This is a genomic window from Paenibacillus sp. EB106-06-01-XG199 (assembly GCF_058791575.1).
The window spans coordinates 63,400-77,726 of the sequence record NZ_JBYTDQ010000001.1 but is presented as its reverse complement, the minus strand read 5'-3'; the positions used below and the strand labels follow the sequence as shown (position 1 = coordinate 77,726).

General features: G+C 38.9%; 15 protein-coding genes and 3 pseudogenes. 1 reads left to right on the top strand and 17 read right to left on the bottom strand.

What is annotated here, in order from left to right; translation table 11 throughout:
* Positions 1-168 precede the first annotated feature (168 nt).
* From AC3WT9_RS00425 to AC3WT9_RS00370, 12 genes and pseudogenes are all read right to left on the bottom strand, one after another.
* Complete coding sequence (locus AC3WT9_RS00425; protein WP_341378993.1) at positions 169-816, bottom strand: hypothetical protein; 648 nt, start codon at positions 814-816, stop codon at positions 169-171.
* A 634-nt stretch (positions 817-1,450) separates the two neighbouring features.
* Positions 1,451-1,567 (bottom strand): annotated as a pseudogene (locus AC3WT9_RS00420) (winged helix-turn-helix domain-containing protein); the annotation flags it as partial.
* Positions 1,568-1,676: 109 nt separating this feature from the next.
* Complete coding sequence (locus tag AC3WT9_RS00415) at positions 1,677-2,744, bottom strand: alpha/beta hydrolase family protein (RefSeq protein ID WP_341094138.1); 1,068 nt, start codon at positions 2,742-2,744, stop codon at positions 1,677-1,679.
* Positions 2,745-2,792: 48 nt separating this feature from the next.
* Positions 2,793-3,914, bottom strand: a complete 1,122-nt coding sequence (locus AC3WT9_RS00410) for an alpha/beta hydrolase family protein (protein ID WP_341378994.1) — start codon at positions 3,912-3,914, stop codon at positions 2,793-2,795.
* 68 nt (positions 3,915-3,982) lie between these two features.
* A complete protein-coding gene (locus AC3WT9_RS00405; protein ID WP_341094140.1) occupies positions 3,983-4,420 on the bottom strand; it encodes a MarR family winged helix-turn-helix transcriptional regulator in 438 nt (145 codons plus the stop codon).
* A gap of 496 nt (positions 4,421-4,916) precedes the next feature.
* Entirely contained in the window at positions 4,917-5,354 is a 438-nt protein-coding gene (locus AC3WT9_RS00400) for a DUF1259 domain-containing protein (RefSeq protein WP_341094141.1), read from the bottom strand.
* A gap of 572 nt (positions 5,355-5,926) precedes the next feature.
* Positions 5,927-6,046 carry a DUF6809 family protein gene (locus AC3WT9_RS00395; RefSeq protein ID WP_341378995.1) on the bottom strand — a complete coding sequence of 40 codons (120 nt, stop codon included), beginning with the start codon at positions 6,044-6,046 and terminating at the stop codon, positions 5,927-5,929.
* A 152-nt stretch (positions 6,047-6,198) separates the two neighbouring features.
* A complete protein-coding gene (locus tag AC3WT9_RS00390; protein WP_341378996.1) occupies positions 6,199-6,339 on the bottom strand; it encodes a hypothetical protein in 141 nt (46 codons plus the stop codon).
* Positions 6,340-6,449: 110 nt separating this feature from the next.
* Positions 6,450-6,559: pseudogene (locus tag AC3WT9_RS00385) on the bottom strand (DUF255 domain-containing protein); the annotation flags it as partial.
* A 303-nt stretch (positions 6,560-6,862) separates the two neighbouring features.
* Positions 6,863-7,825 (bottom strand): alpha/beta hydrolase, encoded by a 963-nt coding sequence (locus AC3WT9_RS00380; protein WP_341378997.1) that lies wholly within the window; start codon positions 7,823-7,825, stop codon positions 6,863-6,865.
* Positions 7,822-8,451, bottom strand: a complete 630-nt coding sequence (locus AC3WT9_RS00375; RefSeq protein ID WP_341094146.1) for a TetR/AcrR family transcriptional regulator — start codon at positions 8,449-8,451, stop codon at positions 7,822-7,824. The genes AC3WT9_RS00380 and AC3WT9_RS00375 overlap by 4 nt, the downstream gene beginning before the upstream one ends.
* 282 nt (positions 8,452-8,733) lie before the next feature.
* Positions 8,734-8,881 (bottom strand): annotated as a pseudogene (locus AC3WT9_RS00370) (DUF255 domain-containing protein); the annotation flags it as partial.
* A gap of 236 nt (positions 8,882-9,117) precedes the next feature.
* Here AC3WT9_RS00370 and AC3WT9_RS00365 point away from each other — a divergent pair.
* Positions 9,118-9,342, top strand: coding sequence for a helix-turn-helix domain-containing protein (locus tag AC3WT9_RS00365; protein ID WP_341097714.1), 225 nt, complete (start codon positions 9,118-9,120; stop codon positions 9,340-9,342).
* A gap of 107 nt (positions 9,343-9,449) precedes the next feature.
* Here AC3WT9_RS00365 and AC3WT9_RS00360 read toward each other — a convergent pair whose 3' ends face one another.
* From AC3WT9_RS00360 to AC3WT9_RS00340, 5 genes are all read right to left on the bottom strand, one after another.
* Positions 9,450-10,094, bottom strand: a complete 645-nt coding sequence (locus AC3WT9_RS00360; RefSeq protein ID WP_341378998.1) for a hypothetical protein — start codon at positions 10,092-10,094, stop codon at positions 9,450-9,452.
* A 488-nt stretch (positions 10,095-10,582) separates the two neighbouring features.
* The gene (locus tag AC3WT9_RS00355; RefSeq protein WP_341379000.1) at positions 10,583-11,140 is read right to left on the bottom strand and encodes a DUF4240 domain-containing protein; all 558 of its coding nucleotides are present in this window, start codon (positions 11,138-11,140) and stop codon (positions 10,583-10,585) included.
* Between the two features lie 36 nt (positions 11,141-11,176).
* Positions 11,177-12,073, bottom strand: a complete 897-nt coding sequence (locus tag AC3WT9_RS00350) for a P-loop NTPase family protein (RefSeq protein WP_341379002.1) — start codon at positions 12,071-12,073, stop codon at positions 11,177-11,179.
* 355 nt (positions 12,074-12,428) lie between these two features.
* Positions 12,429-13,637, bottom strand: a complete 1,209-nt coding sequence (locus tag AC3WT9_RS00345) for an MFS transporter (RefSeq protein ID WP_341379003.1) — start codon at positions 13,635-13,637, stop codon at positions 12,429-12,431.
* A 128-nt stretch (positions 13,638-13,765) separates the two neighbouring features.
* The gene (locus tag AC3WT9_RS00340; protein ID WP_341379004.1) at positions 13,766-14,320 is read right to left on the bottom strand and encodes a MarR family winged helix-turn-helix transcriptional regulator; all 555 of its coding nucleotides are present in this window, start codon (positions 14,318-14,320) and stop codon (positions 13,766-13,768) included.
* Between the last annotated feature and the right edge of the window lie 7 nt (positions 14,321-14,327).

The following is a 14,327-nucleotide window of genomic DNA, read 5'->3' as shown; positions in this document are numbered from 1 at the left end:
ACATACGAACTCTTGAGCTACCGGCAGGTAGAGTATTTTTTCCCGGTTAAGATTCGGGAGGGGTAGCGGATCTCAGTCTGGTACCCCTCCTCCGTCATGTAACAATAGTTTGAATACGCGCCTCAATTTTATTGCATAGTCTTATGTGATTCCGTATGCTGAAATTGCTTATAAAATAAATATAATTACCATCATCATATATGAATATCGGATATTCTTTTTTAACAATATGTATACAATGCCATATAGAATGGACATGAAGAAAGCATAAACACCTGTTAGACTTCCTTGGAGCAAAATGTGTATGAGTCCCCATGTGAGAGCAAGAAAAATCCCTCCATAAGGCAGACTGCCTCTTTTTATGAGCGTTTCACCGAATTTTTGTCCAAAAGCAATCGTTAGCAGAATCAAGGCAGCTTCAAACAAATAATAGATATTTTGAAAAATGAATTTAACGATACCATTGTATTCTTGAACTGGCTTAAAACCACCCCATACAAGAGTGGTAACTGTAATTGCTATAACAGAAATCACAACCGCAAGTAACCCTCCCTTGGAGTCGGGTGCTTCGTTTAACTTCATAATATCAAAGGAGTATTTTTTCTTTGAAAGCCTTATCAAAAATAGTGCCATACTCCCCCACAAAATGCATGTAAGCACCCAGTGTATACAATGATGGATGAGGGTATATTCAGAACCTCCAACACCGAATATAAAAGGCAATAGCATTGACAGTACAATTTCAAGACCGAATCCTGCAAAAGCATATAAACCTAATGCAAGATAATCGCTTGCTCCAATTTTGTTTTCTCCCATAACCTGAATCCTCCTGCTAACATAAATTTGCCACTTCGCAGAATACTCCAAGATAGTCGATAAAAGCATTTTTCTTCCGTTGTAGAAGTTTCGACACCAGATTTTTTCGATGCTGTTTTTATTATACAATGAAATGGAAGAATATTACGATTGCTAATTCTATACTTTCCGAACAAAAAAGCTCCCACCAATTCCATCAGCAGAAGCATCTATATTAATTGATTCACATGAACATCCCACTATTGACAAGTCGGTTAAAGCCACACTACGAATACCCAACAGATAAGAAGATAGGCTAGTTGTCGCGTTTAGCGATTTCAAAAGCTTCCTCCGACCAAGGCGTTTAGAGGGACCCAATTCTGCAGTTGGGGTAGTGGTTCACTCCAGCCGCTGTCAGCACGAAAAAATCTTTGGCTCTTAATAGAGTAGGGCCAAGCCGTTACACAACAAAAAGAGGCGCAGTTCTTCCTGCGCTCCTCTTGATGTACATAACGGTTTATTGCAATTTCATTCTGCCTATTGTCGTACTACCAGCAGCTCCTTGACCGCCTCAGGGTTAACCGGCTGGCGGCAGACAAAGTTCCGAGGTGTTTTTTTACGCTTGCAAGTGTTTTTTGAATTCCGCCTATTTTTATGCTTTAGCCAGCGTGAAGGTTGGCTTCGTAAAGCTAAGCTTCAAACGGTACAGCAGGTCTAGTGCTCCCCGATCCGAATACCGGATATCCCACTTTTGTTCGATCCATTTTCCGAATGTGTGGAGGTGAGCGACCCATGCTTCAACTGACTATTTTATACGAATAAAAAAGTTATATAATTGCAGGTCATACCTAGCAAACAATGTAACAACCAAGTCTTTGACTTTAACACAACACTTCTGTAAACCAGTCCGTTATCATTGTAATAACTTCAGTTGCATGGTTGGTTACGCAGTGGTTTCCATCATCCCATAGTTTAATTGTTTTATTCATAGAAAGAGACTCATCATAAATTCTTTGAATACCGGATGCTGAAAATAAGGGGTCAAGTTTTCCATGATTCAAAAAAAGCGGACATTTGATCTGGTTAGCATATCCTTCCATAGTCATGCCATTAATAAACCGTTCCAAGTCTTGATCCTTTTTATTAGTCAAAGCAGAGAATACATTTGTAAAGTGTGGCAAGAAGGACAGTATTTCTTTGGGAGAGTATGAGCCCCCATTAACAACACAAGCATCCAGCTTGTCACTAATTGCTGCCGTTCTGGCAACCAAGTAGCCTCCAAAACTGTAGCCAATCATCCCGATTTTCTCAAAACGTTGATCTTTGGATACATACTCAATTATTTCATTTAGAGCTTCTTCATTGTTCAATTCCATATACAGTTTATTGAATAATCTTGTTTCACCTTGGCCGGGCCCATCAATCATCAAATAGGCTATTCCTCTTTCGGAATAAAAATGGCTATAATTGTGATGCTCTTCACGCCATCCATCAGCACCACCGATAGAAATAACAACGGGTACCCGAACGTTTGCTTTTTCAGGCATTCTCAACCAACCTACCATTTGGCATCCCTTGTATGGAATTTTAACTATCTCGATTTGTGGAGTATATAATTTTGCCGCTTCGCTGTAGCAGGTGATTAATTTACGATACATATCCAGCTTTTTTTCCGTGTCATGAATTATTGTGTATTGTCCGACTCTATATGCTGCCGTTGCATTTAAGAAAAATGTTCTTGCAGTAAAAATACGGCCATCTTTTAAAGCCTTCTCCGCAAGCGATTGAGCAGTCTCTGCGATCTCTAAACATGTGTCAACATAGTCTCTACCCTTCCGGTGTTCTTCCATAAGCTTCAAATAATCAATTAAATCAAATCCATTGGGAATTGCCCTGTCTATGGGTACAGTTCGAATCGTGTCATGAAGCATCTGCTGATTTTTATCCATATCATTAACCACCTCTTCAATTGATTAGATATTCCCGATTCTATTTGTTCAGTTCATTGCAAGGTTGTGTTTAAGCCAGTCAATCATTTCCGGGAACACTTCATCCAAATAATTCATGGTGCAATGTTCCCCCTCTTCGTAATATTTAAGCTGCTTGTCTCCCTGTGCCCATTTCATTATCTTTTCTGAATGAATTTTTGGCGAGGGCATCACTTCATCCTTCCCTGCATGATAAAACAATAGAGGGACTTGCAGATTCGGAGCCATTTCAATGTCCCAATCAAATTGATGAACAGCTTCTTCCAGTGTCAAACATCCAGTCATATAAGTGACACCACGCTGCCAGATCGGATTTAATTGCTTTAAACCTTGGAGACCCCCGATATAAACCAGCCCGCTGTTACCTACCACGCATTTTACTCGTTTGTCATACGCAGCAGACACCGGAGCTAAATATCCTCCTAAGCTAAAGCCTGTCAAGGCGATTTTTTGAGTATCCATTTGATAGTCCTGTTGCTTCTCCACCCAGTCGATAATTGCTGAAACTGCTTTGTGATATTCTTTGACATCAAATTTCATGTCCTTCCACAGTTCTCCCTGCCCGGGGCCATCAAAAGTAATAAAATTGAATCCATGATGTTTATAAAGAGTGCCCTGGGAATGGCCTTCAGCTTCCTTAATGTTATCCATTCCATTCACAAAAATGACCAATGGTTTGTTCGGAATTCCTGAAAGCCGTAAATAAGCAGGAATTTTCACACCTTTAAACGGAATCTCAATCCGGATTGGTTTTTCTTTGTCTTCATATAAACTGATAGCCTGTTTGTAGCTTCTTCTTGCCTTCTCTTGAGATCCTTCTTTCTGGCTGCAATCAATAAAGAAGATGTGTTGACCAACATGATAGCAACCTACTGCCTCATGAAACAATGCTTTGGCCTTAGTACGATAACCTTCAGTTAGAGCCTGTTCTGCTTTTCTATGTAGTTCATCTCCTTCTTTCGTCCATTCTTCACACCACTGCATCCAATTTGGAATTCTAACGACGACTCTTTTCAATCTTCCGAAATCAATTCCGAAAGACAAGAATCTTCCGTACCATCTGTGATACACCTTCTTTTCATTAAAGATAAACTGAAATGCAAACTTCTCTTGCAGGGACAGCTTCACCATATAAATTCCTCCTCCAATATTTTATTAGCTTAATCTATTATAGCTATAGCAACTATTTAACAAAAAAATCATTCGGCATTACCGCTTATTTTATCAAGCACGTTCATAAACACTTCGAAATCTTCGTCTGATATGCCTTTTCGAAATTGTTCATTAATAGACTTCACACAAGGAATCAGATCGTGAAACATCTTTTTTCCTGCATCAGTCAAGTAAATTCGGGTGCTTCTTCTGTCTTTATCATGGGTCTCGCGTACAATATAACCTTTTTTAGAAAGAACATCCAGAATTCTGGTCAAATTTGTTTTGTCTTTGTAAGTTTTGATTGCAATTTCAGTTTGAATCAGACCCGATTCTGTATAAAGTACATTAAGAACTGTCCATTGCTCAAAAGTGATATCATATCCTTTATCTAAGAAGGCGCTTAGAAGCTTTCTCTTTATGAGAACTTCGCCCTTAATAATTTTGAATCCGATCAATTGTGTGTAGTCATATTGAATGCTCATTTGTATAACCCGCCTTATTTTCATTGTCATAACTATAGTAGCTTTAACAACTAATCTTGTCAAGATTTGTCTCTATCAAAAAATTCCTGCAACCCATCTGCAAGAACTTCTTTAAATAATGACTCACACGAACCTCCTATCAATGACAAGCCGGTTAAAGGCACACTACGAAATAGATAGGAAGACAGGTTTATTCACGACCACGGAACCAGTTCACCGGAATATGTTCATGCTGTAGCAGATACGGTGACTTTTCCTTGGCTAATCTATTGGGTACTTTTTGAGTTGTCATAGGCATCACCTCTTTTCGTGTGGACCCAAAATAGACGGGGAGAGCCGCAGAAGTGTAGAAGGAATACCAATACAATAATAGATTAAACTAATAACATGCTACATTCTTTTGTATATCTTTGCGGTATACGCATTGATTTTTTATTATTTTCGGATCGTGTATGTAAGACACTAGCAGGGGGCTAGTGCCTTTTATTTTATACCCTTATTTTTTAGCAGGCTTACAAATAAATGGACCAACCGGTTTGTTCGTCAATACTCTAGATGCTTCACGCACGTTCTTAGCAAAAACTAGCGGACGCTGAATTGCCTCCCAATGGATATACCATATATTTGGATTTGTGAATAACCAATGATTATGAAGAGCCGTTACTTTAATTCCTGATTTTCGAAGTCTAGAGATAAACGGATTTATTTCCTTAGTGAGTATCACTGACTCTCCAAGACATAACCCCCTGCCATCTGCACCCACACTCTCGAAGGAAATACCAAAAGGAAGTGTGAATAGGCCCTTAGAACGTCTGCCCAAAATTTTCACCTTAATATTTGTACGCAACTTAGTGGCTACACATACTCCGTTTATGACTTGTGCTTCACCGCCAAAAATCTCGGCAAACCTTTTACACTGTGGATTTATACTCATATCTTATCACTCCCCATCATTAGATAAGTTATAGTATTTTGAAGTGAAAACTTTTGTAACGGTGTTTATCATTTAGTAGTAAAAATTTAGTGGATTAACCAGTTGAATTCAGTTACTTTGATGTTGTATTAGTCAGGTCCATCACTGTAGATACATCGGATGCCTTGCTGTTAATCTGATACCAGCGGGCGAATCCACTCGCCTGTATGGTAGTTGACGGAATCTCAGCTTTAATTGTTTGTTGATCACTTGTGCAGTTGCAGCTTCTACGACTGAATAAATCCATTTTCTTTTGAAGCAGCGTTAACTTATTCTTTTGATCAGCTTCAGCATTACTTTAAATTCTTTGTATAGCCATACTAGTTGAGGTGAATGCAATAGTAATTACTAATGACCAACCAGGCTGGGTCTTATTTCTTTCCTGAAATTAATGTAACTTGGCTTAGACAAAAAAACCGAAACGAATCTATCTCGCCCCGGTTCTCTAAAAAAAGTATTCATCTCTAACTGTCACTTTGATTCATTACCTAAGCTCCGATAGCTTCCCAACTGCTCCCATAGCGATAGCTTCCTTAATTGCGGGTACCCAGCTCAGAGATTTGCTTGGAGTACAGTGCATATTTGGGATCGCTAGAATAGCTTCGTTCACTTGGGCTGATTTTTCCATAATACAAATCCTCCAATAGACTCACCTGCCTTCCCTTCCTTAATGTTCTTTTTAACCATATTAGCGGATTTATAATTGGAAATTTTCATGTTGTTTAATTATATCGAGATGCTCCCGTGCCTATGGTTACGAGAGTAGATTTCATCATTTAAAATAATAAAGGCGTACTATCCATTCCTAATAAATTTTAAAACTCCTTTGTGCAATTCCACCTCTGATTTCAAACAGCGCCTCATTAATTGCGCCGCCTGCAATTGGAATCATTGAAATACCCGCTTTTGTCAAACCTATCAAAGATTCATATACAATTTTATCCACACAATGCACTTTATTGCACTATACATTTTTCCCAAAAGTAATAATCCTTTATAGTCTACTTGAGGATGCTGCTATAAACAATTTATTCACACGAACATCTCATCAATGGAGGCTTCTTCACCCCACGGATACCAGTCACTGGATTATGGACGTGCTGTAGTAAGTATGGTGATTTTTCTTGTAGTAATCGGTTAGAATTTTCCCCTTCTCTGTTCTCCAATATATACCTCCTTTGACTCAAATGTATATAAATTTATATTGCTCAATGGGAATGAAAAAGACACTACAGTAGTGTTAGTGTCTTTTGGGGTGAAACAATATTAAGATAAATGGATACGAAATGCTTATCTCATATACGTTCGTGAATATAATGCTGAAGGTCAGGGCATAGAGGTCAAATCCCCCCTCTTTGCAACGACAGCTTGAGTCGATCTTATCACCATGCTCTACACTACAGGCTAAAAATGCTTGATATTATTGGGTAGTTTTACTTCGTACACTAGTTGGCTCTCTTGGACTGAAATTATTTTCCTACATACTCATCCATAAAGCGGTCTACTCTTTGGAAATATTCAGTCGGGTAGTGGTTGAGAGCATCGATATGTTCCGTATTTTGCGGGTACCATACTTCTGCACTTGGGTTATCTGTTAAGGACTCGTAGATAATTTCTGTATTTTTATAACTAATTTGCTGATCTCCAGTACCATGAATGAGCATAACTGGCTTGTCTTGCATCTTTTTCACCGCATCCATAGGAGATATGGAATCAAGATCAACCTTAAAGGCCCAATTTGCCATCCAAGTCGATGTATAACTGAAGGGAAACGCAGGTAAACCTGAAAAGAAGGGCAAACCCTCTCTCAGAAATAGACCGGCATTACGAAAAGGACTATCTGCAATTACGGCCTTGATATCATCACTCTCACTTGCGGCTAGCAAAGAAGTAGCAGCACCCATTGAAAAGCCGATCACTCCAATGTTATCACCTGTATGGTCTCTGGATTTTAAATAGCTCACCGCTCCCAGCAAATCGTACTTTTCATTGCGGCCCAGGGTAATCAAATCACCATCGGATTTACCTTGCGAGCTGAGGTCAAATGCCAATACATTGTAGCCTTTCGGGACGAAATGCTCTACTAACTTTCGAGTCCGTCCTTTGACTAAACGATTACTAGTGTATCCATGGACGACAATAATCGTCTGATCACTTGCTTTACCGGAAGGAAAAAAGGTCCCTCTAATCGTATTATCATTTTTCAGACTCTTGAACTCGACCTCTTCGTAGGGAGTTTTAGTGATATTCAATTCGTAGCTGACATTAGTGTCTTTAGGATGATGCAGCAAGGTGTCTACTACTTTATAAGATATATAAAACACAAGAGCTATCACAAGCAAAAGCACGATCCCCAGACTCCATAAAATTTTCTTCCGTCTTTTCACACGAACGTTAAATGTCAGATCGGGTTGTAATGATGTTTGACTCATTTAGACTCCCCCAGTTTTTCTTTAGATTGTATGGGTGCGAACAAATAAAAGGCATGCCCCTTCAGATTTTCCCACTCGGGATGATTAAGAATATTTTCTCCAAGAGTTAAAGCCACTCCATTTAAGAAAGAGATATAAGCACGGGAGATCATTGCCGGAGAAAAGCTTTTGTTGAATTCTCCCATGGACTGTCCCTTGGCATAAACAGATTCGATCTTATCTGTCATTACCTTTATACTTTCAAGGACCTTCTCTGTAAGTTCAGGGAATCTTATTCGTTGTCCTAAAACAGATTGAGTAAGCCGTAATTCATTTGTATAGAAGTAGATATGGTCAAATTGTTCTTTTACCATGTTCATGATCAATACCCCCGGCGTCCCCTCTTGTTGTAGACAAGCAAGTGATTTCACCTGAATATCAGCAAGCGGCTCCATGACAGCGGCGTAGAATAAAGCTTCTTTACTAGGGAAATATTGAAAAATGGTTCCGGGAGTCACTCCCACACTCTGGGCAATGCTAGCCGTTGTGGTATTTGAATATCCACTTTCTGCAAACAGGACTACAGCCTCTTTTAGGATACGTTTACGCCGCTCCTGTCTTTTTTCTTCATTAACGGGTCTGGCCAAATATATTCTCCTCTCTTTAAACAAAACCCCAATTAATTAAATGATCATTCATTTAATTAATAATATATCTTTAATTACAACTAATAGCAAGAGTGAATTTATCTTACTTACGAGCAGGATGAACCTCAACAAATAAAAACAAGCTGGAGTGCCGCCCAACATGCGCCTCCAGCTTGTTTACATTAGATTCCATCAGCAAATGCTGCAAAAGATTCAACAATAATTGATTCACACGAATATCTCGTCAATGACAGGTACGTGTGAATCAACAACTAGCTTATAAAGGAAGATGGGCTTGTAGTCGCGCTTGGCGATTTTAAAAGCCTCCTCCGACCAAGGGAACCAGCACCGGGTTATGCGCATGTTGCAGCAGATACGGTGACTTTTCCTTGGCTAATCTATTACTATCCCCATTAAACACTTCAACCATCATTAATGGCCCTATTTTATATCCTTGAATAAACGATTAAGATGATTGCAAGGAGTTGGAATCAATCAATAAATCGAACAGCGTTTCGACTTGCTTAAAATGAAAATCCTCTAAAATGATTCATTAGGCCTCCTTTCGCAGACTATCAATCTTTCTATGTATAAATTTTATGCGAAAACCGCATAAATATCAATATGCATTTTTCGCATAAAGTAAACTTGGCTTGGGTGATCACATTGTACAAAAGAATCCGCAACTTACGCGAAGACAAAGATCTAACACAGCAACAAATGGCTGAGCTATTACATATTACACAAGCCACTTATTCCCGCTATGAGAACGGAAATTTGGATGTCCCGAGTACCGTTTTAATTACTCTGGCCAATTTCCATAAAGTAAGCATCGACTATATTCTGGGTCAGACAGACAACCCCAAGCGTTATCCCGGCAAAATAGAATAGTCCGCAGCAAAAACAAGCTCCTGTGACGAACCACGGGAGCTTGTTTATCCGTTTACCAATAAGTATGTCAGCTTGATAGGACAATCCGAAAATGGTAATTAAATAGCCTATCCCACTGCTTCCTCCATCCTCCCCAGCATCCTCATGCCGATAAAAACAAACCATGCAGCGAAAGCCAACTGAGAAACAAATACCATAGTAGTTCCAACTATCCACGGATAGGCTCCGATAAGATCCAATACCCCTACCACAAATCCAAAATAAGCTGCAGACTTGCCGAGCACACTTTTTCTTATCACGAGACACAATATGATGGTTGCCATGCTCAGTATGATCGCTACAGAGTGCATACCTCCATAGTATATGCTGATTACCAGCTTGTAGATATCAGGTGAGAGTTCAATATTATAGACGGGATAGACCAAACGCCCCAAGATAATGACCAGTAAGATATTAACCGATATGATAACAGCCAAAAGACTGCATCCCAGCGATGTTTTAATCTTGTCTACCTTCACCAATATCTGGTACAATGCCACGATTGAGGGTATCAATAATAATGTAGCAAAGAACAAAAGTTCGTCTGCCATCGAGAGATTGAACCGCCATTCCTGCAGCCATGTCACCAGATCCGCATCCGAGAGCGGAGAACTGGGCATTGGTAACAAAAATAGATATTGTACAAAAAAGAGAATCCCCGAAAGGATCAATGTAATTCCACCAAACTTAATAAGGGCGAATTTGGGTTCCATCGTAATCCTCCTATTCTAATAATCTATCAACAGGATCATTACATGCTCAAAAGTTCGGTTTCATATTTTCTAAGCTTCTCCATTACACCTTCAACCCATACCCGATCATCCCATGATTTAGGATTATCAAGTTTTCTTCCCGCTGGGTGACCTGTTGCCAACGTATCTACAACCAACTTTGTTTCCAAAGTACACATTCGCTATTGTTAATGACTTGTTAACAGATTGAATTAACAGCTTGCAGCTCATCCCAGACCCCTGGTTTGAAAAGGGTAACTCTAAATAGTAACCGAATATTATACCATTACCACCCTTCAAATCCTGCAGTTGTTCTAACACCAACATTTTATTAGTGAACTGACGGAGATTTTCATTAGCGATGTAGTTTTCAAACGATACGGTTTCCTCCGAAACCCGCAAGGACCACCTCGTCGGTCCGCGAAGTTCAAGACCTTTACATTCCGGTTTGTCCGCCATCAAAGCATTCCTTAGGTCAGCGGGTTCTCTCCAAATCTATTCCATAACAATGGGTACATTTCTTCCAGGTCTTCTTCTTCCCAATCATTTTCAATCTCTATTACTTCAAAATTGTAGCCCCGAGCTTCTAACTCATTATAAAATTCAGTGTTTATGTCATCGTTATACTCAAACGTACCGGTTTTTAGATAAATGTACGCGTCTGAAGCAACTGATAGCATCTCTTCCAATTGGGGGGCAAAAACATCCTCTTGCAAATTTTCTTCAGATAAATATTCTGCCAGAAATTCAGGATTCTTTATTACCTGATGGAATACTTCTTCTCCTCGGGAGATTAACCAACCTCTAAAGTAATCAAATCCATCATCTGAACATCCTCCCATTACTACAAAAGCTGCCGCCCATAATGAAGATGTATAGGATTGTTCCATCTTATTCCTAAATTCTATTTCAAATTGAAGGATCTCTTCTTTACTAGACTTTGTTAATTCTTTGGTTAACCATTCAACTTGTTCTTCACCATACTTTTTTGAGTTGTTTATCATTTCCCAGAATAAATCAGTCGTCATTGCATAGAACCTCCGTTATTATGTTTTTTATTGGTATTACTTAATTTTAAATTCATTTGTTTTATTACTTTCATCTCTTAGGATACTGTAAACCATAGAATTCAGTGTCTCTTTACTTATCGGATCGATGTTAATTATATGTTTCTCTATATCCAATAAACTAAATACCTTCTCTTCAATATCAGCCCTTTTATAAAAGAACTCCATTAAATCTTCCCTATTTTGGACATTATTCTTCTCCCCATAGCTAGAATTCTTTACATATTCAATCATCCAATCAATCCAATCAGGATATAAATCATAATTATCTGACAACCGTTCAGATGCAACTTTATCTATAATCCCTTTAGTATTATCAGTGCGCAAATGAAACAATATGGGGTTCAGTGGTTTTAAAATATTTGTCAATTTCGTTATACATTCAGAAATATATGTTTCTGATAAGTTACTGAAACGCAATAATTCATTTATAATGTGTTGAAATAAAACACTTTCAAAAATATAAACAATATCATCCTGCACTGCGTTCTCAACAAAATCATTAAACTTCATAAACATTATTCTTACAAAAGTATCACTATTCAATCTTCCTTCATATGCCTGATAAGACTTTAGTTTGTCTAATAATTCATTACAATCATCACTAATGTCCGGATAATAAATTTGATAGTATTCATCATCAATTTTCTCAACTAAACTTTCAATTAAGCTGGATTGTTCAGGATACTGAATAGTCAGATTCTTATATTCTTCTTCATTTAATAAAGCTAAAAATCTAAGGTCACAGGGATTTCTTTGAGCATAGTCCATGTCCACTTCAAGATAGACTCTCGAGTTGAAGCCTTGCTCCCTCAATTTTTCATTTAGCTTCCATGCAGTTGTTGATTTCCCACAGCCATGTAATCCTTCAATGTTAATGAACTTTGTTTTCATTTCATACCTCTTTCGTTAAAAAATAGTCCCCAACTTCATACCAGTGGTTAACTCGCACAAAACCTGATTCATTGACATTGTGTGGAGCAGAAATTTAGCGTAGCCTCCATAACCTTGTGCCTTGGAAGTCCTCAATAGTTAAAGATTCAATAAACTTGTTTTAATTATACTATCAAATGGAAGAATATTACGATTTCAAAATACACTTAGAAGCTAAAAAGCTCCCACCCAACTCTGGAGGAAGCTTCCTAGAATAATTTAATCTTTCGAATTCCAGAACGGATTCGTTAAAATGAAATCAAATGAGTAATCGTTATGATGTCATTTCATCGTTTTTTGTTTATTGATAACACATTTACTGGCTGTTTAACTCTCCTGCCTCATCATGATGAATAAGACATGCTGCTAGCAACCCAATGCACAGAATACATGCCAATAGAAGAAACGTAATTAAATAACTTGCATTATTCATCAATTGAAGCGAGATAATCGGACCGAAGCTTGTGCCTGTAAACAATATAAAAGTATATACGGATACAGCTATCCCGCGCATCTTGCCGCCCACTTGCCCAACAAGCGAAACAAGTGAAGGAACGGCTAGTGCGATTCCCCCCACAAAAAGGATGCTCATCACAATAAGAAGTGGCAGATTAGAAATCATCCCCATAGACGCCAAACCAATGATCGCTAGCAACAATCCACCGCGAAGCGTTCTACCTAAGCCGACATGCTTAGATATTCTTCCCGCGAATGGAGAAACGAGCATGCCTACTATGCCGATAATACGGACAGAAAGAATTTCTTGCTTGCTTAGCTCATATGGAGCTGTACTTAGATAGTTACCCAGCACTGTATACATGCTTACAAAAGACATAAGCAGAACGAATGCCACTAGATAACATAACACCAATTGTTTTTGAACAAACACTTTGCCAATTTGCTTAATAGGCTCCCAGATATTAGCGTGTGCCTGCTGGATACCTCCTTTGGGAAGGAAGAAGAACACTAATATGGCGGTCACCGCATAAACAACGGCAAGACTATAAAAAACAGCGTTCCAGCCATAATGCTCACTGAGTATACTACTAACCACTTGACCAACAATACCAGCAATCAGAAATCCTGTACTGATAAAACCAATGGTAGTTACCCGTTTTTCCGCTGGATACATCTCAACCGCATAGGCAAGTGCTACTGGAGAGAAGGTTGCTGCTGCTGCTCCCTGTAGTCCTCTTAATCCCAAAATCAATGCAAAGCTGTGAACGGTTCCCAGAATTAATGATATCAATGTCAGGAAAAGGAGCCCTGCAAATATAACGGTCTTACGTCCGTATTTATCGGATAGCGCGCCATAGATTAAGCAACCAATGGCAAAGCCTATCGAAAAAGTACTTCCCGCAGCGGCAGCATTCGTCGTGGAAATTTCAAAAAGCTGTGCAAACAATGTAATTAGCGGAATCGTTGCGTATAGACTGGACATGACAACAAGGCCGGTCCAGCAAAGTATAATGGTCATAAGCGTATAATTTCTAGTTGCACCCGTAGCATTGATTGAATTGTTCATATTACACCTCAATTATAAAATTTGTTCGAAGTTAGATTTCGTTGCGAAATGGGAGTTACATGGAAGCCGCAATTGAAAGTTTCATCTCTTTAATGTAATTAGATTATCTAACTATATGACCAAAAAAATCATCTGCCTGATCCAAGTCGTTTTTCTAAGCTTGCATTTAGTTTAACCAACACTTTTTGGAACACCGCTTGCTCCTCTTTATCTAATTCATCAACTAGGGATGCGCAAGTAGACCAGAACGTAGGTAATATTTGATTCACAAGCGTACTGCCTTCAGCGCTAATACGAACGTGAGTCATGCGACCATCCTTGGCATACGGTTCACGAACAATCAAGTTTTTTTTCTCCAGCCATATTAACAAGGCCGTTACAGACGATCGGCGAATCCCCAACCGGTCTGCTATGGATGAAGGTGTCACCAACTCCTGATCTGCGTGAAGGGATAATAGGAGTAATAGATCCAGCTTGCTCTCCGTGATGTCAAAAGCAGCTAAATCAATATCCACCATGTCTAAAATGTTATCTCCCAGCCAGAGCATAATTAGTCCCAGATGCGCTGAATTTAGATTGGTATCGGATGAGGCTGTTCGCTCCATCAACTTCAAATAAGGTGATGTTCCAAGTCTCGGCAATTGTTGCTCAGTTGTATATTCCTTGGCAGGCTTTCTTTTCAATTTGTAT